We start from the raw sequence: 22,094 nt of genomic DNA on the forward strand, positions 1-22,094 counted from the left end.
CTTGACCGATGGTCGAACCAGGGGCGAGCAGCGGCCCGCCGCGTCCCGAGGAGGCAACCACCGCCGCCGACTACACCGCCGCCCTCCGGCGCCTGCGGGAGTGGTCGGGACTGACCTACCGGCAGTTGGAGGGGAAGGCCGGCGCGGATGGCTCAGTCCTGCCGTCCAGCACCATCGCCACCGCGCTCAGCCGGTCCACCCTGCCGCGTGAGCGTTTCGTCGAAGCGTTCGTGCGGGCGTGCGGGCTCACCGAGGACGACGTCCGGCTGTGGATCGCGACTCGCAAGCGGCTCGCCGGTGAACCGGCCTCCGGGCAACCCAGCGCGAAGCGCATCCCCGCGGTGGTCCTGGCGCTCGCGGTCCTCGGGGCCGTGACCCTGCTGGGCGGCGCGGGCGCCGGCCTCTACTACGCCTTCCGCACCGCGCCCACACCCGAACTCGCGGTGCCGGGCCTGGCCTTGCTGCCGGTCGGCAGCTGGGCGCAGATCCACCCGTCGCGCACGCTCGCGCAATGCGTCACGGAAGGCCACGACCGGTCCGGGCGCTACCAAGCGGAGATCGCCGTCCAACTGCCCTGCGCCGGTCGAACCCTGCCGCGCACCTACCTCGAACCGGTCGGCGACGGCATGGTGCAGATCCAGTGGCACCACCCGGAACACGGCATCGGCTGCCTGACCGCGATCTCCGACGGCGACGGCCGCGACCTCGTGGAACCACGCGACGACTGCGACGACGAGCGGCCCACGCAGAAGTTCCTGGTGGAACCGGTCGGGCCGCCCGAAGCCCCCGACCTCCGCCTGCACGTCGGCGACACGGACCGCTGCCTCGGTCTGCGCGGCGAGGAACTGGCGGAGGGCGCGGAAATCGTGCAGGGCCCGTGCTCGCAGGCGAACGCACAACGGTTTCGAATAAATTTGATCCTTCCGCCGTCCTGATCCCCGATGCCGCGGGTTGTGATTTTTCGAAATTCCTTTCGTGCGGGTCGGGCGGCGTGTTCGCACTCGTTGGGGATGCCGTTCGGTGGCTGCCGTCGGCGGATGTCCAGGCGCCGGTGGACTCGTGGCGGAACCGCGACTCGCCGCCGGTCGTGCCGGCCACGGGGTCGCTGCTGGTGGCTTCGTGCCCGACGTCGAGGTAGGCGGTTCCGGACGGCGCGTTGCCGTAACCGGTCACGTACGAGCCATTGCGGTAGGGGTTCCAGGTGCCGTTGAACGGTTCCTCCGCCCGCGGCACGTGCACCACTACATCCGGCTGTGGCACCGGATGCCGTGAATGATGCCGTACTCGGGCCAGAGGCTCGTCGCGCCGTCGAACCACGGCCTCCCGGTGCGAGCAGGGGACCTTGTCCGAACTTGTGCGCGCGTGTCGCTGCTGTAGTAGCCGTCCAGCGGCCCGTCGTAGTGCCCCCAGTGGTTGGCGGTCGTCCTCCGCCACACCGGGCACCGCGACTGGACGCGCTGCTCGGCGCCCGCACCGGCCACCCGCTCCTGCGGTGCGGTGGCGCCCACCGGCGCCGCGAGGGCCGAGGTGGGGATGAGCGTCGACGTGGTGGCGAGCAGTGCGGCCAGCGCGCAACCGATGACAGGTTTCACCTTGCCCCCGGTGGTTCTCGATCCATCCGATCGACGTCGGGCACTGCATGCGCGATTTTCGGCGGAAATTCGGAATCGATCTCGTGTGACTTCCGGTCGACGACTTGGAATTCCGTGTCGGCGATCGGGCGCGGGGTGGTCTGACGCGAAGAACTGCCCCAGATTTCCTCCAGTTCCTCGTGGGACGGTGCGGGGGACCGAGGGGGAGGAAAAGCAATGCTGAAACGTTGGAAAGCGTGCGGTGCGGTGGGCGTCGTGCTGATGGCGGCGTTCGGCACGCCTGCCCGGGCTCAGCCGGTGGACCAGGGCAAGGCCGCCTTCACGCTCCGGTACGTGGCGAGCCCGAAGATGACCAGGACCAAGATCAAACTGGCACAGGTCTTCGCCGGCCCCGGGCGCTTCACGCTCGAACGCGGCGCCGCCAGGTGCAAGGGGCCGATCGGGAACGCTGTCGTCAATTCCCACTACTGCTTCGACGCCGGTGACGCGAACAGCAGGGAGCCGTGGGTTCCGCAGGGCGTCTCGCACGTGTCCGACGCGAACGACGCCGGGGTGTGGCACGGCCGGAAACCCGTGGTCCTCAGCTGGTACCACCGCAAGGGCGAGGAGGACGCCGACGCGGTGCAGCTCACCTTCGTCGACCAGAACCTCGAGTACCGGCACGTCCGGTTGGTCGTCCCGAAGCGGAACGGCAAGGACTACGGGCAGGTCGCCGGCGTCCACACGGGTGGCGTGCTCTGGTACGGACGCTACCTCTACGTCCCGGAGACCAATCGCGGGCTCCGGGTGTTCGACACCACCGAGATCTACCGCGGCAAGGGTGCGGACGGGTACGTGATGCCCGAGGTCGGGCGGTGGCAGACCAGGCGCGTGAGCGACTCGGACGACTACTGCCGGGGCGAGAACCCGGACCCGCGGTTCTCCTACGTCGGGGTCGACCGCGCCTCCCGGCCGCACCGCATCCTCGTCGGGGAGTACTGCGGGAACCGCGACGACGACACCAGGAACGGTCGTGTGGTCGCCTATCCGGCCAGGGGCGGAAAGCCGGTGACGCGTCGCGGACAGGCCGTGCCCGGCACCGTCCTGACCCTGCCCGGTCAGAACGTCCAGGGCGTCGCGTACGACGGCGACTCCTGGTACCTCAACCAGACTGGGCGGGGCAGGACCGGTCCCAGCTTCCTGCACCGGGCGAAGGAGGACCGGGGAACCGGTGCCCTTCGGGACGACAAGGTGGTGGAAGCCCCGACGGGGGCGGAGGACCTGTCGTTGGAGCGGGACCGGGGCGTCCTCTGGTCGGTCACGGAGTTCGACGACGTCGGCCGCACGCTCTACACGATGCCCAAGCCCTGAAGCGCTCCGCACCCCGGCGCCGTCGGACGCACCGCGCGCGGCGTCGGGACCCACCAGTCGGATCATCCTCCGGCTACCCGCGGTGCGTGGTCGTCGCAGTTCAGCGCCCCGGTGCGGGGGCGCGGCACCCCGCAAGCCCGTGACCCGCGGGTTCGGGATGGCGAAGGTCGCGTGCGGTGTCAGGTGTTGGTCGGGGCCGGTTGAGGACAACGGGTTCGGCTTCTCCGTTCGGTCGATTGGCGGTTGTATGGCGAGAGTTGATGGGAGTGGTCCCCAGTCGGGTCGTGGTCGCGTCGGGAGTCACTCGGATCGAGAAGAGAAGTCATGGTGATGTCCGCTGCCGCCGCGCCACCTCGCCTGGTCGTGGTCGGAGCCACCGGTGCGGTCGGCTCCGCCCTGCTGGAGCTGGTCGGCGAGAAGTCCTTCGCCCACCGCGAGTTGGTGCTGTGCGCCTCGCACCGCTCGACCGGTCGACAGGTCGTCGTGGGCGGCGCGGTGCACCGGGTGCGCCACGCGTCGGCGGACGAGGTCGAGTTCACCCGGGGTGACCTGGTCTTCCTCTGCGCCGGTGAGGAGGTCAGCCGTGGCTGGGCGAAGGCGGCCTGCGCGGCCGGGGCGCTGGTGATCGACCTCAGCGGCGCCTTCCACCGCGACCGGGACGTCCCGCTGATCGTGCCCGAGGTCAACGGCCACCTGCTGGACCGCCACCCCCACGACGGCCCGATCGCCTGTCCCAGCCCGATGGCGGCGGCGCTGGCCCGGCTGCTGCACCGCTGGCAGGAGGCTTACGGCGTCCGCCAGGTGGTGCTGAGCACCTACCAGGCCGCCACCCGCCTCGGCCGCCAGGGGGTCGAGGAGTTGTTGGAGGGCGCCGAGTTGGCGTTGCAGGACCCGGACGCCGAGCTGCCCGCCCACAGCACGCCCTTCCCGCTGGCGTTCAACGCGGTGCCGGTGGTCGGCCGGGTGCTCCACAACCGCTTCACCGCCGAGGAGCAGCGGCTGGCCGGTGAGACCCGTCGGCTGCTGGGGCGGCCGTGGCTGAACGTCACGGCCACCTGCGTCCAGGTGCCGGTGGTCAGCGGCGACTCCGCCGCGGTGCTCGTGGAGGCGGAGTCGCCGGTGCCGCGCGGGGACCTCGTGTCGCTGCTGGCGTCGCTGCCCCGCGTGCGCGTGTACGACGCCGCGCCGCCGGAGAGCGCGGGGCCGACGCCGTTGACCGCGGTCGACCCGGACGTGGTGCACGTGGGCCGGGTGCGGGTCACCCCGCACGACCCGCGCGCCGTGTGGTTGTGGATCACCTTCGACAGCCTCCGCGCGGCCGGGGCGCTCAACGCGCTGCACACCGCCCGCCTGGCGCTCGCCCTCGCCGCGGAGCGGTCCGGCCGGACCGGTTGAGGGGGCCGGTCGGTTCTCGGCGAATCCCGTCCAGCTCCGAATAACCCCTGGCCGCTCCTGGCGAACCCCGTCCGGCTTCCGGCGAACCCCCACCGCCTCCCGACATACCGCACCCGCCACCCCCTGGCCAGCGGCCGGGGATGACGGGTGCGGGAAGGCGAAGGTACGGGAAGGGCGCCGCTCGTCAGCAGGAGACCGCCGGGCCGCGCAGGAGGGCGCCGCCCAGCAGGGCGCTGTCCCACCTGTCGTCACCCCGAGCGGTCGACGAGCCCCGGCCACCCGACCCTGTGGCGAGCGCCGAGACGCGTGCCGCGCCGAGGACTACCGCAGTGAGAACGAGACCGGCCAGCTCGCGGAGGGACCGGTGCCGAAGGTGATCCATCTCATCTCCAGTGATACCCGGGTGGTGTGATGCCGAAGTGCGTGGCACACCTGCGAGGTTGTCAGCACTCGCACGCGACTTCGAGTGCTCACCGGTGTCCTATGGTGGAGTGGCCACAAGTGGAAACCGGACGATGTGGATGCCACGCCCAGGGGGAGACAGGACCGTTGGACGAGCAGCCTTTATTGGACGATGTCGTCATGGACGCCTACCAGGCCGGGGTGCGGGCCGGGGTCTTCGTCGACGAGGAGATCGCCGCGCAGCTCGACCTGGAGCTGCCGAGGGTAGTCGAAGCCCGTAAACGGTTACAGGAGCTGCGGCTCCTCAGCGACGCGCCCGAGGGGGGCCCGGCGGTTCCGCTGGACCCGGAGATCGTGGAGGCCGAACTGGTCTCCAACCTGGAGATATCGATCTCCCGCCAGCGCCGCCAGATCTCCCAGATCCACCGCCAGTTGCGCTCGCTGGCCACCGTCTACCGCTCGACCGAGCACCACCCGCGGGAGAACGCCCTGATCCGGGTGCTGGACAGCGCGGCGGACGTGCAGCGCGAGCTCGACCTCGCCCGGCACCGCTGCACGCAGGAGCGGATGGCGCTGCAGCCGGGCGGCGGCCGCGCGGCCCACCTCCTCCAGGAGGACCTGGTCCACACCCAGGAGCTGCTGCGCCGCGGCGTGCGGATCCGGACGCTCTACCAGCACACCGCCCGGTCGAGCATGGCGACCCGGGCCTACGCCAAGCGGGTCGGCGACGCGGGCGGCGAGGTCCGCACCGCGGAGGAGCTGTCCGAGCGGCTGATCATCTACGACCGCCGCATCGCGTTCGTGCCCAAGGAGCGCCGCGGGCAGGAGGCGCCGGGGGCGGCGGTGGTCACCGACCCGACGCTCGTGGCCTACCTGTGCCGCTCCTTCGAGGCCGCCTGGCAGGTCGGCCAGCCCTTCCCCGAACCGGACCCGGTCGAGGACGCCCAGCACGTCGGCTCCGAGCTGCGGGCCTCGATCCTGCGGCTGATGGGCATGGGCCTCAAGGACGAGGTCATCGCGCGCCGCCTGGGCATGGCCACGCGCACCTGCCGCCGGTACATCTCGACCTTGATGGAGGAACTGGGGGCCAGCAGCCGCTTCCAGGCCGGCCTGCTGCTGGGCCGCCGCGAGGCGTCCGCCGACGGGGAGGGCGCCGCGCACCGGTCGTGACCACCGGTCACCGGACCACCAGGTATAAGGCCAGGTCAGGCCCGTCCTGCGGGCGGGCTGCGGCCGAAAGTGGCTCGCTGTCCACTTCCGGCCGATCCACCTGAGGCCATTTGTCACCCCTCGAACAGGGGCCGTCATCCGTGCGAGCTTGGCGACGCGAGATCGCCGAGCCGGTGGGATGCCGGCTCCTGGGAGCGGTCCCACGCGCCGCCCGGTGCCCCGCACCGGGACACCGGGCGGCGTGCCCATCCCGCGCAGAGGAGAACCGATGGCAGACCTGATCGGTCTGGATGAGGCCGAGCGCCTGGACGTCGACGCGGTCCACGACCTCCACCGCCGGTACATCAACAAGAGCCAGGTCCGGCTGATGACCTCGTTCGGCTTCGGCCGGGAACTGGTCGAACGCGCCGAGGGCGCCTACCTGTGGACCAGCGACGGGCGCCGCATCCTCGACTTCACCGGCGGCGTCGGCGTGCTCAACCACGGCCACAACCACCCCCGCATCCTCGCCGCCCGCCGTCGGTTCCAGGAGCAGAAGCGGATGGAGGTGCACAAGACCTACTTCTCGCCCTACCTCGCCGCCCTGGGCCACAACCTGGCGCAGCTGCTGCCGGGCGACCTCAACCGCTCCTTCCTGCCCAACTCCGGCGCCGAGGCGGTGGAGGGCGCGGTCAAGCTCGCCTACAAGTACCACCAGGGGCGGCGCAACACGATCCTGCGCTCCGACATCAGCTTCCACGGCAAGCTGCTCGGCTCCGGCGGCCTGACCGGCAGCACGCAGAACCACTTCGCGTTCCCGACCATCCCGGGCATCCGCACCTTCACCTACGGCGACCTGGACTCGGTGCGCCGGGCGCTGGCCGAGGCGCGGGACGCCAACGGGCGCAGCGACGTGTACGCGCTGCTGATCGAGCCGTTCAGCGCCTCCACGATCCGCTGGTGCTCGGAGGAGTTCCTGCGCGGGCTGCGGGAGCTGTGCACGGCCGAGGACATCGTGCTGATCTTCGACGAGATCTACACCGGGTGGGGCAAGACCGGCAGCCTGTTCTACTTCACCCGCTACGAGGGCCTGGTCCCCGACGTGGTGACCACGTCCAAGTCGTTCGGCGGCGGCAAGTCGTCCATCTCGGCGTACGTGGCGCGCGAGCCGATCTTCCGCCGGGCCTACGACAACATGACCGACGCGATGATGCAGTCCACGTCGACCACGTACTACGGCTTCGGCGAGGAGGCGGCGACCGCGATCGAGGCGATCGCGATCGCCGTGGAGGAGGACTTCCCGGCGCGGGCGCGGGCGATCGAGGAGGTGCTGCGGCCGGGTCTGGAGCGCATCCAGAAGACCTACCCCGACCTCATCGCGGAGGTGGCGGGCGCCGGGGCGCTGCACGGCGTCTTCCTGGCGGGCGGGCCGAAGATCCTCGACATGGTGGGCAAGCTGCCGGTCGGCGGACCGGCCAAGGACCCGCTGATCCGCACCAAGATCATCACCGCGGCGGTGATCGACGCCCTCTACCGCGAGCACGACATCTACACCTACAACACCCTCAACGGCCGCAGCCCGCTGATCGTCGCGCCGCCGCTGGTGGCGGGACCGGACGAGTGCGAGCGCTTCCTCGACGCCTTCGAGGCCGTGCTGGAGCAGGGAATGGGACGACTGGTGCGCCGCTTCGTGCGGGAGAGGGTGAGCTCGCTGTGGTGAACGGGAACCGACCGGACGACGTGCGCGACACCACCTCGTCGACGGGGCTGCCGTCCCGGATCGCGGTCACCGGCGCGGCCGGCGTGCTCGGCTCCCAGCTGGTGAGCAGGCTGCGCGCGGAGGGCGTGGAGGTGCACGCCTTCGACATCAGGCCGATCGAGCCCGCACCCGGCCTGGTGCCGTTCACCGGCGACATCCGCGACCGCAGGGCCGTGACCGAGGCGGTGACCGGCGTCGACGCCCTGGTGCACTGCGCCTCCGCGCTGCCCAGCTACCCGGCGGCCGACATCCGCTCGATCGTCGTGGAGGGCACCGGCACGGTGCTGGACGCCGCCCGCGCCGCGCGCGTCCCGCGGGTGCTGCACGTGTCGTCCACCGCCGTCTACGGCCTGCCCAAGCTGGTGCCCACCCCCGAGGACCACCCGCGCGAGCCGGTGGACACCTACAGCGGCGCCAAGGCGGAGGCCGAGGTCATCGCGGAGCGGCACCGGGCGGCGGGGATGCTGCTGCCGGTGCTGCGGCCCAAGACCTTCCTCGGCCCCGGCCGGATGGGCCTGTTCGACATGCTCTACCAGTGGGCCGAGGAGGGCCGCCACTTCCCGGTCCTGGGCCGCGGGGACGTGCGCATCCAGATGCTGGCGCTCTCCGACCTGGTGGACGCGGTGCACACCGTGCTCACCGCGCCCGCCGACCGCGTCAACGACACGTTCAACGTGGGCGCGGCCGAGTTCGGCACGCTGCGCGAGGACTTCCAGGTCGTGCTGGACGCGGCCGGGCACGGCAAGCGGGTCAAGTCCATCCCGGGCCGCCCGGCGGTGGCGGTGCTGCGCGCCCTGGAGCGCACCGGCATGTCCCCGGTCTACGGGCGGCTGCTGTTCAAGCTGCTCGCCGACTCCTACGTCAGCGTGGACAAGATCCGCGAGCGGCTGGGCTTCGTGCCGAAGTACTCCAACCAGGAGGCGATCCTCCAGACCTACGCGTGGTGGCGCGAGGCGCGGGCCGCGGCGGGTGACGCCGGGACCGCCGGTCGCGCGACCGGCCGGACGAGCCAGGAGCCCTGGAAGCAGGGCGCCCTGAAGCTGGCCAAGGTCTTCTTCTGACCGGTCGACCCCGAGGTGGCCGGCACCGGCGCCGGCCACCCCACCCCGTCGTGCCCGAAACCCGTTCCCGCCCGAGGAGGCGACACAGGCATGCCCACGACCAACCCGGCCGTCTCCCCGCGGCCGTCACCCGCCGTCGAGCAGGGGGGAGGACCGGGCGACGGCCGCACCGCGCGCACCCCCGCGGACGACGGGGGAGGGCGGCGCTGGTGCCTGGGCACCAGGGTGGTCGTGGCCGCCACCGCCGCCTGGTCCGCGTTCCTCGTCCTCCACGTGGTGCTGACCGGCCGCTGGTGGGTGTGGTTCCTGGTCGAGGCCACGCCCCCGGTGGTGTTCGTCGCGGTGCCGGCCCTGCTCCTGGCCGTCGTGTGGTGGGCCCGCCCGGTCCGCCGCCGGCTCACCCCCGTGCTGGTCGTGCTGCTGCTGGCCGGCGGGTACCTGGCCGGCGTCGGCCCCGGTTGGCGCGGCGACACCCGGCCCGCCGGACCGGGCGACGCGGAGGTGTCGATCGTCTCCTGGAACACCGACTACTGGGAGATGGACGACGACCCGGACGCCTTCTACGCGTTCCTGCGGGAGAAGGACGCCGACGTCTACCTCCTCCAGGAGTACCTGCACTGGGAGGGCGAGGGGCCGGTCCTCATCGACCGCCTGGCCCGGCTGCGCGCCGAGTTCCCCGGCTACGAGGTCGTGGTGGAGGGCGAGCTGATCACCCTCTCCCGGCTGCCGGTGGCCGCCGTCCACGCCCGCGACGTGCCGTCGACCGACAACGCCTGGTACTGGCAGGGCGGCAAGGCGCAGCGCACCGACCTGCTGGTCGGCGCCGGCCGGGTGCTGTCGGTCTACAACGTCCACTTCCCGGTGCCGTTCCGGGTCGGCGACAACCCGCTGACGAGCCGGTTCTGGAACTTCCTGGCCAAGCAGCACGACTGGCGGACGCGCGAGTTCGACGCGCTGCGGGCGGACCTGGCGGGCAACCCGAACACCTCCGTGGTGGCCGGGGACTTCAACTCGCCCTGGCCGGGGAGCCTGCTCCGGCTCGACGGCACCACCGCGCACTCGCCCGGGAACGGCCCGCTGCCCGCCTCCTCCTGGCCGCTGGCCGACTACCCGGTGCCCCGGGTGTGGCGGCTGGACTGGCTGTTCACCACCGGCGAGGTGTCCGTGCCGGAGTACCGGTTCACCGACAGCCGGGGCTTCTCCGACCACGCCGCCCAGGAGTTCACCCTCGTCGTCCGCGGCGCCGACCGGCCGTCCGGCAACGGCTGACGCCCGCGCCGCCGGCAACGGCTGACCGCCCGCGCACCCCGCCCGCGTCACCCCCGCACGCCCACCGTCCTGCCCTGATCCGACCACCCGCACCGCCGGGCGCCACCCGCGCCCGGTGCACCACCGAGAGGGATCTCACCATGCGGCTACCCGACAGGTTCGACGTCACGGTGATGTTGGACTACTACGCGCCCTACGTCTCCGGCCTCACCGAGGCCGCCCGGATCACCGCCGAGGGCCTCGTCGCCCGCGGCTGGAAGATCGCCGTGGTCTGCGCCCGGCACGACCGCTCCCTGCCGACCCACGAGGTGATCAACGGCGTGCACGTCTTCCGCGCGCCGGTCCTCGCCCACGTCAGCCGCGGCTTCATCGCGCCCCACCTGCCGCTGCTCGCCTCGCGCCTGGCCGCCCGCTCCGACCTGCTCCACATGCACCTGCCCAACCCCGAGGCCGCGTTCGTCGCCGCGCTGCGGCGCAAGACGCCGCTGGTGGTGACCTACCACATCGACACCTTCCTGCCGGACAGCCCGATCAACCGGTTCGGGATGCGCGTGGTGGACGCCTCCTGCGCCGCCGCGATCCGCCGCGCCGACCTCGTGATCACCAACAGCGAGGACCAGGCGCGCGGTTCCCGGATCTGGCCGGTGATCCGGCGCCGGGCGCTGCGCCCCATCGCCTCCCCGTGCGTGGACCGCAACGGCGGCAGCCCGACGATGCGCGAGGGCGACGGCCTGCACATCGGCTTCATGGGCCGCATCACCGTCGACAAGGGCATCGAGTACCTGATCCGCGCGTTCCGCGGCATCGACGACCCAGCCGCGCGGCTGCTGATCGCGGGCGACTACACCACCGTCGCCGGCGGCAGCAACATCGCGCAGCTGCGCGAGGAGGCCGGCAACGACCCGCGCATCCGCTTCACCGGGCTGCTGCGCGGCGAGCGGGTGCGCGACTTCTACGCCTCGATCGACGTGTTCGCGCTGCCCTCGATCTCCGAGTCCTTCGGCATCGTGCAGGTCGAGGCGATGATGGCGGGCAAGCCGTCGGTCACCACCAACCTGCCCGGCTCCCGCTACCCGGTGGAGGCGACGGGCTTCGGCCGCCTGGTGGAGCCCCGCGACCCGGTGGCGCTGCGGGAGGCGCTGCTGGAGATGGCGGCGCTGCCGCCCGAGGACCGGCAGGTCGGCCAGGAGGCCGCGACCAAGCTGTTCGGCGGGGAGACCTTCCTCGACGCGCACGAGGAGGCGTACCGCGCCATCCTGAACGGGGCGCGGTCGTGACCACGACACCGCCGCCGGTGTTCAAGCCCTACCGCGTCGGGGGGCGGTCGCTGACCCGGCTGGACGAGGCGGTCCACGTCGTCACCCGGGTCGACCCGCCCGCCGAGCCCCGCGGGTCGCGGCTGCCCGCCTGGCTGGCGCTGCTGCGGCCCCGCCAGTGGGTGAAGAACGCCTTCGTGCCGATCGCGCCACTGGCCGTGGACCCGGCCGCCGTGGTCCGCCACCCCGGGCTGCTGGCCGCCGCGGTGCTCGCGTTCGTCGCCGCCTCCAGCGCGGTCTACGTGCTCAACGACTGGCTGGACCGGGAACGCGACCGGCTCCACGCCACCAAGCGGCACCGGCCGATCGCCAGCGGCCGCGTCGGCCCGGTCCGGGCGCTGCTGCTGGGCGTCGGCTGCCTGGCCGCGCTCGGCGCGGCGGCCGTGGCACTGCCGCCGACCGCCCGCCTGGCGGTGGCCGCCTACCTGGTGCTGAACCTGCTGTACTGCCTGGTGCTCAAGCACCACGCGCTGGTGGACATCAGCGTGGTGGCCTTCGGGTTCGTGCTGCGCGCGGCGGCCGGCTGCCTGGCCGTGGCCGCGCCGTTCAGCCCCACCATGATCGTGTGCGTCTACTGCGTCTGCCTGCTGCTGTCGCTGGGCAAGCGCCGGCACGAGCTGGCCGCGGTGACGCGGGCGGGCGAGGCCGCGGCCACCCGCCCCGCGCTGGCGGGCTACTCGGTGCCACTGCTGGACCAGCTGATGGCGGTGCTGGTCGGCTCCACGCTGATCAGCTACCTGCTGCACCTGCTCGAACCCGGTCGCCCCCAGGGCGCCCTGCTCGCCGTGGTCACCCTGCCCTTCGCGGTGTTCGCGCTGGCCCGCTACCTGCAACTGGTGACGGTGGACCGGCGCGGCGGCGAGCCGGGGCGCGACGTGCTGCGCGACCTGCCACTGCTGATCAACGCCGCGCTGTGGCTGCTGTGCCTGGCCGCGGGCCGGCTGTTCTGAGGTGATCCCGATGTCGTCCGCACCGGTGACCCCGACCGTCTCGGTCATCATCCCCAACTACAACTACGCGCGCACGCTGCGCCAGTGCCTGCAGGCCGTGTTCGACCAGACCTACCCGAACATCACCGAGGTCGTGGTCGTGGACGACGGCAGCACCGACGCCTCGCCGCACATCGCCGCCGAGTTCCCCTGCACGCTCGTGCGCACCGCCAACGCCGGGGTCTCCGCGGCCCGCAACACCGGCGTGCGGCACAGCACCGGCGAGGTCCTGTTCTTCCTCGACTCCGACATCGCCCTCGCGCCGGAGGCGGTGGAGCGGGCCGTCCGGCTGCTGACCTCCGACCCCCGGCTCGGTTTCGTCAGCGGCATCTACGACAAACAACCCCTGATCGACGACGGCCCGGTGGAGCGGTACAAGGTGCTCCACGGCCACTTCTGGCGGGTGCGCAACTCCGGCGAGACCCGGATGTGCAACTTCTCGATCGGCGCGATGCGCCGCGAGACCTACGAGCTGGCCGGGCCGCTGGACACCAGCCTGCGGGCCACCGAGGACGTCGAGTACGGCGCGCGGCTGTCGGCGATGTCCACCGTGTGGATCGACGCGACGATCCTGGGCCGCCACGACGACGACGACCGGCTCGGCGTGCTGCTGGGCAAGCAGTACCACCGCTCGGTGCCGCTGGTGGCGCTGTTCGCCGACCGGGGGCGGTCCCGGCCGCGGCTGTCGGACACCGCCTACCGGCCGCTGGCCGTCGCGGGCACCGCGCTGGTCCTGGCGAGCCTCGCCGGCGCCGCGCTGTGGCCCGCGGCGGGCGCGGCGACGGCGCTGGCCGGGATGGCGCTGTTCGTGGTGGAGGAGCGGCGGTTGCTCAAGTTCCTGCGCGCCTCGACGGGACCGCGGCAGTTCCCGCTGATGGCCGGGCTCCACCTGCTGATGAACGCCACCACCGCCGCCGCCGCGCTGGTCGGCGCGGCCCGCTGGGCGTGCTCACCGTCGTTCCGGCGGCTCTACGCGAACGGGGGCCGCGCGTGAACGGCACCACCGCCCCGCCGGCGCGGTGGGCACGCGCCCTGGCCGTCGGGTCGGCGCTCGGCGCGTTCCTGCGCCGGCCCGGGGTGCGCCGCACCACCACCGCCCTGGTCGTGCTGCTGTGCGCGGCGTTCCTGGTGCGGTCGCTGGCCGCCGACCGCGAGGCCGCGGGCGCCGCGCTGGGCCGCCTCGGCCCGTGGCTGCTGCCCGCCCTCGTCGCCGCGGTGGTCGGGCTGTGGCTGACCGCGCTGTCCTGGCGGGAGCCGCTGCAGGCCCTGTCCCGGCCGCTGGGGCGGGTGGCGGCGGTGCGCCTGTTCGCCGCCGGCAGCCTGGGCAAGTACGTGCCGGGCGTGATGTGGTCGATCGTCCTGCAGACCCGGCTGGCGGCGTCCTCGGGGATCACGGTCTTCCACTTCACCGCGACCTTCGGGCTCTACGCCGCCGTCTCGCTGGCCACCGGCGCGGCGCTGGGCCTGCCCACGCTGCTGCGCTACGCCCACGGCGGCTGGACGGCGCTGGCCGCGGCCGCCCTGGCCCTCGTGGCGCTGCTGGTGATGCCGTGGCTGCTGGCGGCGGCGGTGCGGCTGCTGCGCCAGGTGCCCGCGCTGGCGCGGCGCCTGGTCGAGGTGCCGGCGGACGTGCTGCGCCGCGCGGTGTGGCTGTGCGCGGTGTCCTGGGTGGTGACCGGGCTGCACCTGTGGCTGCTGGTCGTCGCGCTGGGCGCCGACCCGGTGGCCGCGCTGCTGCCGTGCCTGGGCGGTTTCGCGCTGGCGACGTCGGTGGCGAGCCTGGTCGTGGTGGTGCCCGACGGCATCGGGGTGCGGGAGGCGCTGCTGGCCGTCTCGCTCGCCTCGCTGCTGCCCGCGCCCGAAGCCGTCGCGGCGGCGGCGGCCAGCCGGCTCGTGCTCGCCGCCGCCGACGTGCTCGCCTTCACTTACGGTAGCCTCACCGCCCGCCTCCGTAACCTCGAACCCGCCTGACCGGATTTCTGAAGAGAGGACGCCCCATGCTCACCACCGCCTACGGCGACGAGGTCTTGGCGCGGCTGCGCGAGACCCGGGTGGCGCTCGGCACCATGTACTTCGGCACCACCGTCGACGAGGCCACGTCCCGGGCGATCCTGGACCGGTTCGCCGAGCGCGGTGGCCGGCTGGTCGACACCGCCAACTGCTACTCGTTCTGGGTGCCGGGCGGCACCGGCGAGGAGTCCGAGCTGGTGATCGGCCGCTGGCTCGCGGACACCGGGTCGCGTGCCGAGGTGCTGCTGACCACCAAGGTCGGCTGCCTGCCCGACCCGCTCGACGGGCCGTTCCCGGAGTCCGCCGAGGGGCTCGACCCCGCCGTCATCCACAAGCAGTTCGAGCTGAGCGCCCAGCGGCTGGGCACCGACCGCGTCGACGTCTACCTCACCCACGCCGACGACCCGAAGACCCCGTTGGCCGAGACCGCCCGGGCGCTGTCCGACCTGGTCCGTGACGGCCGCGTCGGCGTGGTCGGCGCCAGCAACTCGGCACCCGAGCGGCTGCGCGAGGCCACCGACCTGGCCGCGGACGACTCGATCGCCGCACCGCGGGTGATCCAGGTGCGGCACTCCTACCTGTGGCCCGACCCGGCCGCCGACATCCGCCCGCAGCGCCCGCTCGACCGGGAGATGGTGGCGCACGCGCGGGAGCACGGCATCGTCGTGCAGGGCTACTCGCCGCTGCTCCAGGGCGCGCTGACCCGGCCCGACAAGCAGTTGGCGCCCGAGTACCGCAGCGAGGACAACGAGCGCAGGCTCGCGCACCTCCGCGCCCAGGCCGAACGGCTCGGCATCACCGCCAACCAGCTCGCCCTGGCCTGGATGGTCGGCGGTGAGACGCCGGTGGTGCCGGTGCTGGGCGTGAGCAGCGTGGCGCAGCTCGACGAGGCCCTGGACGGCATCGAGTTCGAACTCCCGGCCGAGGTCCGCGCGGACCTCGACGCCCAGGCGCCGCTGGGCGGCTGAGCCGTCGCCCGCGGGTGCGGACGCGGTGCCCGGCCGGGGTTTCGGGCCGGGCACCGTCGCGTCGCCGGTGCCCGATCGCCTCGCCGGCGTGGCGGCGCGATGAGTTCCCCGCGCTCCGGCAGTCTGTACCGCCATGGGATTGTTGACCTATGGCATGAACGTCTCGGTGGACGGCTACATCGCCGACGCGAACGGCGACCTCGGCTGGAGCGTGCCGGACGAGGAGCTGCACCGGTACTGGAACGACCGGACCGGGCAGGTCGCCCTGTCGCTGTACGGGCGCAAGCTGTACGAGCTGATGTCGGCCCACTGGCCGACCGCCGGCCAGGCGCCCGACGTGCCCCCGGTGGAGGCCGAGTACGCCCGGCTGTGGCTCGCGATGCCCAAAGTGGTCTTCTCCAGGACCCTGGAGTCGGTCGACTGGAACTCCAGGCTGGAGCGCGGTGACGTGGTCGAGACCACCAGGAGGCTCAAGGCCGAGACCGACGGCCTGATGGAGGTGGGCGGCGCCACGCTCGCCGCACCCCTGGTCCAGGCCGGCCTCGTGGACGAGTTCCACGTGCTGGTCACCCCGGCCGCGATCGGCGGCGGCACGCCGTTCTTCCCGGCGCTGAACAGGTGGTTGAAGCTGGAACTGGTGGAGAACCGCGCCTTCGGGTCGGGCGCGGTCCTGCTGCGCTACCGGACCGTCCGCGACTAGCGGACGCCGACGGCCGGGCCTCGCGGGGGCCGGGTCCCCGCGAGGCCCGGTGGCCTACGGCTTGTCCGCGACCTTGATCCCGCCCTCGATGATCTGGGCCTTGAACCCTTCGAGGATGCCCTGGAGCCGGGCGTCGATCCGGCCACCGGACGTGGCGTAGCCGATGCCGTCCACCTTGAGGTCGAAGACCTTCGGCAGCGAGGCGAGGTCGTTGCTCGCGGCGGCCCTGAAGTAGTCGTACACCGCGACGTCGACGCGCTTGAGGCTCGACGCGACGATGACGTCCCTGCTGTCCGCGAGCGCCGGCTGGTTGTACTGGTCGGCGTCGCACCCGACCGCCAGCACACCGGCCTGCTTCACCGCGGAGAAGACGCCGATGCCGGACGCGCCGGCGGCGGGGTAGAGGACGTCCGCGCCCTTCTCGATGAGGCCCTTCGCGGTCTCCATGCCCTTCGCCGGGTCCTGGAAGCCGCTGAAGTCGGTGGCGGGCGTGATGTACTTCCTGTCGACCACGATCTTCGGCGCGGCGGCCCTGGCGCCCTGCGCGTAACCGGCCTCGAACTTGTGGATCAGCGGGATGTCGACGCCGCCGACGAAGCCGACGTGGCACTTCTTGCTCTGGTACGCGGCCACGACGCCGGCCAGGAACGCGCCCTCCTGCTCGGCGAAGACCAGCGGTGTGACGTTGGTCGCGCCCTCCACGGCGGAGTCGACCAGGCCGAACCGGACGTCCGGGAACTCCGGCGCGACGACCTTGAGCGCCTCGGTGTACGCGAAGCCGACGGCGACGATCGGGTTGAAGCCCTCGCGCGCGAGCTGGCGCAGCCGGGACTGCTTCGCCGCCTCGTCCTCGTTCGGGGCGGCCGAGACCTCGCGGGTGTTCTCCCGCGCGACCCCCATGTCCGTGATGGCCCGGTCGAACCCGGCGGCGGCGAGGTCGTTGAACGACGCGTCACCACGACCGCCGATGTCGTAGGCCAGGCCGATCTTCAGCGCGCTGCCGTCGACCTTCTCGCTGTCGGCCGGGTTGGTGGTGCTGGTGTTCGAGCCGGCGGGCGGGGCGGGTGGTGTCGCGAACTCGCACGCGGCGCCGGTGGCGCCGGTCGACCCGGCGGCACCACCGCCGGAGTCCTTCGCGCAGGCGCTCAACACCATCAGGCCGGACATCGCGATCGCGGCAACGGCGGTGCCGAACCCAGGACGGCGCACGGCTCGTCTCCCTCCCTGCTCACCGAGCAGACGACCTCCCCCGGTGGGCGCACCGGGGCTTGCGCGACGGACCGTACCTCCTCCGCCGCGCAAGCCCCGGTGCGCGCTCACCTGCTGAGAACGGCGTTCGGCCCGGCCGTCCCGCCGCGGGGCCCGCGGTTCACCGGATGTCGGCGTAGTCCTTGAACTCCACCGTCACGCTGTGCTGGTCCGACCGCCACGCCGGCACGGTGACCGTCCTGGACTGGGTCGTCCCGCGGATGCCCTCCCGCACCGCGACCGAACCGGTGGGCGGCAGGTAGACGTCGACGCCGGTGAGGAACGGCAGCGAGGCGAAGTCCGCGGCGGGCGCGCCCAGCGCAGAACGGCGGTCGCAGCCGTCGTCGAAGAGGAACGCCGCCAGCACCTGTCGCGACCTCGGCGCGACGTTCGCCGTCAGCACCTCGACGCCGTTGAGGGCGAGGCCGTCGCTGCCGGCTCCCTGGTCCGACCACCACTCGCGGTTGCGGACGACCGTGATCGCGGTGTGCGTGGGGCAGCGGTCGACGTCGTCGGCCGGGCCTCCCGGCGCCGAGATCTGCAGCCGGACGAACTGGTTGGTGCGCTCGAACGACTCGAAGTAGAAGTGCGAGGTGGGCTCGCCGGTCCGCTGGTACTCCAGCTCGTAGCGCTTGCGCGGGTCGACCGCCAGGGGACCGAACGCACCGTCGTAGGTGGTCGTGGTGTGCACCGGCGCGGAACCGACGCGGGTGCCCGAGGACTCCTCCACCTCCCACACGGCCAGCCGGCCGGGGACGCCGGAGTTCGCGCCGAAGTACGTCGCCCGCCCGGAGACGGTCACCCCGGACGGCTGCGGGACGACCTGCGTGGTCTGCGGCGCCGTCCCGGTCAGGAACCGGTAGACGTGGGCGAAGCTCTCGGCCGACGTCGTGGTCTCGGTGTGCCCCAGGTCGGGCAGGTGCACGTTGGTCGCCCCGCCGATGGCGCCGTCGGGCTGCAGGCCGCTCCACAGCGCCAGCGTGGGCACGCCGCCGGGCGGCAGGAGGCTGGACCGGCCGTCCACGTTGACGTAGCGCCGCACCTCGGCGGCGTGCCGCCGGTCCGACAGGTACGAGTGCGCCACGATGGTCCCGCGCGAGTGCGCGATGATGTCCACGGTGGGCGAACCGGTCGCCGCGCGCACCCGGTCGACGAACACCGCGAGGCCGAGGACGGCCCGCTCGTTGAGCAGCGTGCCGGTGTCGTACTCGTAGGCGTGCAGCAGCCGGTCGGGGTAGCCGTTGCCGGACAGGCGCTGCGCGGTCGACTGGAACTGCTGCGCCGAACCTTCCTGGCCGTGCACGAAGATCACCGGAACGGTGGGGGCGGCGTGCGCTTCGGGCGCCGTCGCGACGAGTGGGGTGCTCACCGCGACGAGGGCGGCGGCTAGCAGGGCGAGTCGGGTCACCGGGGGGCCTTCCGTTCGAGTGCGGGGACCAAGGCGCCTGCGAGGTCTGCGCACTCCCGCGGCACCGGGGAAGACCGCTCGAACGTAACGGCGGCCGTTCGCCGGGCACCAGCGCTCGGGGAGAACGTGAGATGGCGGTCTCACCGGTCGGTTCGCGCGGACCGCACCTCCTCCGTCGCGGTCGTCCCGGTGCGCGCCCACCTGCCGGGAACGGTGTTCGGCCCGACGTCGCTCCCGACCTGCCCCGTAGGCGGCTGGGACCGCAATTGTGCGGTCAAGGGGCTTGTGTCAAGGCCCGGAGGAACGGGCGACCGGTCGTTCGGCTAGGTCCGGCCACCCACAAGAGTGGCCCGGGCCCACTGCGTTCGGTAATAGCATCGACACATGGCGCTGAGCAGCTGGGGGGATCCGGAGTTCGCGCTCCGGATGGCGAGCAGGCTGGTGCAGGCGCCGCTGCGGGAGACGTTGGAGTGCTTCTCGGCGGTGCTGGCCGACCTGGTGCCGCACCGCGCGCTGGTGATGCTGACCGGGGACTGCTCGCGGTTCCCGCTCATGTGGCACGGCGAGGCCGAGGTGACCGAGGGGCTCGACAACGGCGACCTCACGGCCCTGTCCCGCCTGGTGGAGGTGGGGCGGCCGTGGACGGGGCAGGCGTCGCTGGGCGGGGTCAGCCGCCCGGTCCTCGCCGTCGCCGCCGCGCCCAACGGGTCGGCGGGGGCGCTGCTGGCCGTGGTGCTGCCGGACGGCGGGTTCCCGGAGGGGGTGCGGCAACGGGTCGTCCAGCAGCTGTGGGACATCTCCACCGCGCACGTGGTCGACCAGCTGGTCGAGGCGGTGCCGGTGCACATCGCGGGCACCTGGGCGGCGGCCAGTGAGCGGGCGCGGCTGGTGGCCGAGCTCAACGCGGAGTACACCAGCGTGCTGACCGCCCAGCTGGGCGCCCTGCGCTCGAAGGGCCTGGACGACGCCACCGCCCGGCGGACGGCGATCGACCTGGCCGTGTCCGCCCTGATCGAGCTGCGCGCGGCGGCCGACCAGGACCGGGCCGCGGGGGAGGAGACCGCGGCGGACGCCTTCGCCCGCCTGGCCGGGACGCTGAGCCTGCTCACCCGGTACGGCGACGTGCAGCTGGAGCTGGCCGGGCCCGAGCGCGGCGACCGCGTCCTGCCCGCCGACGTGGCCCTGGCGGCCCGGGCCACGGTGCGCGACGCCGTGCTGGTCGTGCTCGACCACGGCGGGGTCTCGCGGGTGCGGGTGGCCTGGCAGGTCGAGGACGGCGGGCTGCAGGTCAGCGTCCGCGACAACGGGCCGGGCAGGCTGTCCAAGGACTCGGCGGCCGTGCACCGGATCAGCGACCGGCTGCTGGGGCTCAACGGGTCGCTGCACGTGGACTCGGTGCCGGACTGGGGCACGGCGCTCACCGCGGTCCTGCCGCTGACGCCGCCCGAGGTGCCCGACGCGCACCCGCTGGGCGTGCTCAACCCGCGCGAGCTGGACGTGCTGGCGCTGCTGACGCTCGGGCGCCGCAACCGCCAGATCGCCGAGCAGCTGCACATCAGCGAGCACACGGTGAAGTTCCACGTGGCGAACATCCTCAACAAGCTGGAGGTGGGATCGCGCGGCGAGGCCGCGGCGGTGGCGAGGGACGCGGGGCTGCCGTCCCGGCCCCCGGTGGCGACGCTGGCCACGTGACCGGGGACCGGGACGGCGAGGCGGGCCCGCTCGACCCGCGGTGCCCGCTTACGGCAGGCGGACCGACAGGGCGTGGCGGAAGAAGTCGGTCGGGTCGTAGGCGGCCTTCGCCCGCTGGAGGCGGGGGTAGTTCTCGCCGTAGTAGAGCGTCGACCAGGGCACCCCGGAGGTGTTGACCGCCGGGTCGGTGATCTCCAGGTCCGGGGCGTTGATCGAGCAGCCGCCGTACCGGTCGCCCGGCACCGGGTAGCCGCCGGTGTCGGCGAAGACGTCGCGGTAGACGTCGCGCAGCCAGGCCAGGTTCGCCGCGTCGTCGGCCTGGTCGCGCCAGTACGCCTGGAAGAACGTGAACAGCGCCGAGGTGCGGGCGACCACCGCCGTGTCGGTCGGCAGCAGCGCGTTGATCCGGCCGCCGGCCATCGCGCCGAGCTGCACGATGGCGTTGGGGTTGGCGTAGTCGGTCCGGGTCAGGTGGTGGTGCAGCCTCCTGATCTGCTCCTCGGTGAAGCCCCTGCGCAGGTACGCGCTCTTGACCGAGTTGCGGTTGGTGGCGTCGGTCATCACCACGGCGTTGCTGGTGTTGATCGTCTCCGTCGCCGCCATCCACGGCAGCCGCCGGCGCGGGACCGCGGCGCCGACGCCGGTGCCCGCGGTCACGGTGCTCCAGTAGTCGGAGACCACGCCGTCCGCGTCGGGCAGGTCGGCGTCGATGGTGGTCAGCATGGCGATGCCGCCGCCGGAGACGTGCGGCGCGAACATCAGCCCGCACAGCGCCGCGCCCGGCGAGGTGGGGGAGCTGTTCCGCTCGTGCCAGGTGCCGTGGTTGCGCACGAGGGCGACGAACTGGTCCCGGTTCAGGTTCTGCCACGGGATGAACAGCTGGCTGACCAGGAAGTCCTTCGGCGGGCGGGGCAGCTGCCCGCGCGGGTCGGTCCCGCTCGCGCCCCTGGTCCGGAACCAGTAGCGGGTGACGACGCCGAAGTTGCCGCCGCCACCGCCGGTGCAGGCCCACCACAGGTCGTGGTTGGGGTCGGCGGGGTTGCGCGAGGCCGTGACCACGCGGACCAGGCCGCCGCGGTCCACGACGACGACCTCCACGGCCTCGACCAGGTCGCAGATGTTGCCGAGCTGGCGGGACAGCAGGCCGTGGCCGCCGCCCGCCGCGTGGCCGCCGACGGCCACGGTCGGGCACACGCCGCCGGGCAGGGTGACGCCCCAGCCGCGGAACAGCGTCTCGTAGACCCGGCCGAGCTGCGCGCCGCTCTCCACGGCGAAGGCGCAGCGCAGCGGGTCGTAGTAGATCTGGTTCATCAGCGACAGGTCGACGATGAGCTTCGCCTCGTCGTTGTAGACGAAGTTGGCGTAGCAGTGCCCGCCGCTGCGCACCGACACCTTCTTGCGCGCGAGCACCGCCTCCTGCACCGCCAGGGCGACCTGGGCCGTCGTGGTCACCAGCCGGACCGCGTCGGGCGCCGCGACCCAGCGCCGGTTGAAGCCGGTGACCAGCTCCGGGAAGCGCGGGTCGGACGGCGGGACGCTCACCGGCCCGAACGCGCCGCCGGTCGGGCCGGGCTGCGCGGAGGGGTCGGCCACCGGGTCCGCGAGCGCGTCGGGTACCGCGCCCACCGCCGCGCCGGCCACTGCCGCGCCACCCAGGGCGACGGCTCGGGAGAGCACTTTTCTCCGGGACATGGTCATCGAGGGTTCCCCCCAGTTGCATCGGTTCTCGTGGTTGTTCCCCGCGCGCCGCCGTGACCGGGCCGTGGCGGCGACCCGGTCGCGGGGG

General features: G+C 73.0%; 18 protein-coding genes. 14 read left to right on the forward strand and 4 right to left on the reverse strand.

The features are described 5' to 3' along the window. Positions 1–8: 8 nt before the first annotated feature. Complete coding sequence (locus EKG83_RS16250) at positions 9–935, forward strand: helix-turn-helix domain-containing protein (RefSeq protein WP_033431003.1); 927 nt, start codon at positions 9–11, stop codon at positions 933–935. Between the two features lie 306 nt (positions 936–1,241). Here EKG83_RS16250 and EKG83_RS16255 read toward each other — a convergent pair whose 3' ends face one another. Continuing rightward, complete coding sequence (locus EKG83_RS16255) at positions 1,242–1,592, reverse strand: hypothetical protein (RefSeq protein WP_033431002.1); 351 nt, start codon at positions 1,590–1,592, stop codon at positions 1,242–1,244. Between the two features lie 216 nt (positions 1,593–1,808). Here EKG83_RS16255 and EKG83_RS16260 point away from each other — a divergent pair, with 216 nt between their 5' ends. The 12 genes from EKG83_RS16260 to EKG83_RS16315 all read left to right on the forward strand — a co-directional run bounded on the left by EKG83_RS16260 (position 1,809) and on the right by EKG83_RS16315 (position 15,960). Next, positions 1,809–2,942 (forward strand): hypothetical protein, encoded by a 1,134-nt coding sequence (locus tag EKG83_RS16260; protein WP_153278156.1) that lies wholly within the window; start codon positions 1,809–1,811, stop codon positions 2,940–2,942. A 324-nt stretch (positions 2,943–3,266) separates the two neighbouring features. After that, on the forward strand, positions 3,267–4,337 hold the full coding sequence (locus EKG83_RS16265; RefSeq protein ID WP_033431000.1) for an aspartate-semialdehyde dehydrogenase: 1,071 nt from the start codon (positions 3,267–3,269) through the stop codon (positions 4,335–4,337). Between the two features lie 582 nt (positions 4,338–4,919). Then, on the forward strand, positions 4,920–5,909 hold the full coding sequence (locus EKG83_RS16270) for a hypothetical protein (protein WP_051765714.1): 990 nt from the start codon (positions 4,920–4,922) through the stop codon (positions 5,907–5,909). Between the two features lie 268 nt (positions 5,910–6,177). After that, complete coding sequence (locus EKG83_RS16275) at positions 6,178–7,608, forward strand: aspartate aminotransferase family protein (protein WP_033430998.1); 1,431 nt, start codon at positions 6,178–6,180, stop codon at positions 7,606–7,608. Further along, positions 7,605–8,708 carry an NAD-dependent epimerase/dehydratase family protein gene (locus tag EKG83_RS16280; protein ID WP_211269086.1) on the forward strand — a complete coding sequence of 368 codons (1,104 nt, stop codon included), beginning with the start codon at positions 7,605–7,607 and terminating at the stop codon, positions 8,706–8,708. Before EKG83_RS16275 ends, EKG83_RS16280 begins: the two co-directional genes overlap by 4 nt. 90 nt (positions 8,709–8,798) lie before the next feature. After that, entirely contained in the window at positions 8,799–9,977 is a 1,179-nt protein-coding gene (locus tag EKG83_RS16285) for an endonuclease/exonuclease/phosphatase family protein (RefSeq protein ID WP_051765712.1), read from the forward strand. Between the two features lie 140 nt (positions 9,978–10,117). After that, positions 10,118–11,254: a glycosyltransferase family 4 protein gene (locus EKG83_RS16290; protein ID WP_033430997.1), complete on the forward strand. Its 1,137-nt coding sequence runs from the start codon at positions 10,118–10,120 to the stop codon at positions 11,252–11,254. After that, positions 11,251–12,243, forward strand: a complete 993-nt coding sequence (locus EKG83_RS16295) for a UbiA prenyltransferase family protein (RefSeq protein WP_153278158.1) — start codon at positions 11,251–11,253, stop codon at positions 12,241–12,243. Before EKG83_RS16290 ends, EKG83_RS16295 begins: the two co-directional genes overlap by 4 nt. A 10-nt stretch (positions 12,244–12,253) precedes the next feature. Continuing rightward, positions 12,254–13,276: a glycosyltransferase family 2 protein gene (locus EKG83_RS16300; protein ID WP_153278159.1), complete on the forward strand. Its 1,023-nt coding sequence runs from the start codon at positions 12,254–12,256 to the stop codon at positions 13,274–13,276. After that, positions 13,273–14,253, forward strand: coding sequence for a lysylphosphatidylglycerol synthase domain-containing protein (locus EKG83_RS16305; protein ID WP_051765709.1), 981 nt, complete (start codon positions 13,273–13,275; stop codon positions 14,251–14,253). Before EKG83_RS16300 ends, EKG83_RS16305 begins: the two co-directional genes overlap by 4 nt. A gap of 26 nt (positions 14,254–14,279) precedes the next feature. Beyond that, positions 14,280–15,260, forward strand: a complete 981-nt coding sequence (locus EKG83_RS16310; RefSeq protein WP_051765707.1) for an aldo/keto reductase — start codon at positions 14,280–14,282, stop codon at positions 15,258–15,260. A gap of 133 nt (positions 15,261–15,393) precedes the next feature. Next, positions 15,394–15,960, forward strand: a complete 567-nt coding sequence (locus EKG83_RS16315; protein ID WP_033430996.1) for a dihydrofolate reductase family protein — start codon at positions 15,394–15,396, stop codon at positions 15,958–15,960. Between the two features lie 54 nt (positions 15,961–16,014). Here the strand turns inward: EKG83_RS16315 and EKG83_RS16320 are convergent, their stop codons facing one another. Both EKG83_RS16320 and EKG83_RS16325 read right to left on the reverse strand, forming a co-directional pair. Next, on the reverse strand, positions 16,015–17,127 hold the full coding sequence (locus tag EKG83_RS16320) for a BMP family lipoprotein (protein ID WP_033431071.1): 1,113 nt from the start codon (positions 17,125–17,127) through the stop codon (positions 16,015–16,017). A 202-nt stretch (positions 17,128–17,329) separates the two neighbouring features. After that, on the reverse strand, positions 17,330–18,577 hold the full coding sequence (locus EKG83_RS16325; protein ID WP_194283026.1) for an alpha/beta hydrolase: 1,248 nt from the start codon (positions 18,575–18,577) through the stop codon (positions 17,330–17,332). Between the two features lie 423 nt (positions 18,578–19,000). Between EKG83_RS16325 and EKG83_RS16330 the strand changes: the two genes are divergently transcribed. Continuing rightward, a complete protein-coding gene (locus tag EKG83_RS16330; RefSeq protein ID WP_051765705.1) occupies positions 19,001–20,308 on the forward strand; it encodes a helix-turn-helix transcriptional regulator in 1,308 nt (435 codons plus the stop codon). A gap of 48 nt (positions 20,309–20,356) precedes the next feature. Here EKG83_RS16330 and EKG83_RS16335 read toward each other — a convergent pair whose 3' ends face one another. Beyond that, positions 20,357–22,006, reverse strand: coding sequence for an FAD-binding oxidoreductase (locus EKG83_RS16335; RefSeq protein WP_033430994.1), 1,650 nt, complete (start codon positions 22,004–22,006; stop codon positions 20,357–20,359). Between the last annotated feature and the right edge of the window lie 88 nt (positions 22,007–22,094).

The organism is Saccharothrix syringae, assembly GCF_009498035.1.
Lineage (GTDB): Bacteria > Actinomycetota > Actinomycetes > Mycobacteriales > Pseudonocardiaceae > Actinosynnema > Actinosynnema syringae.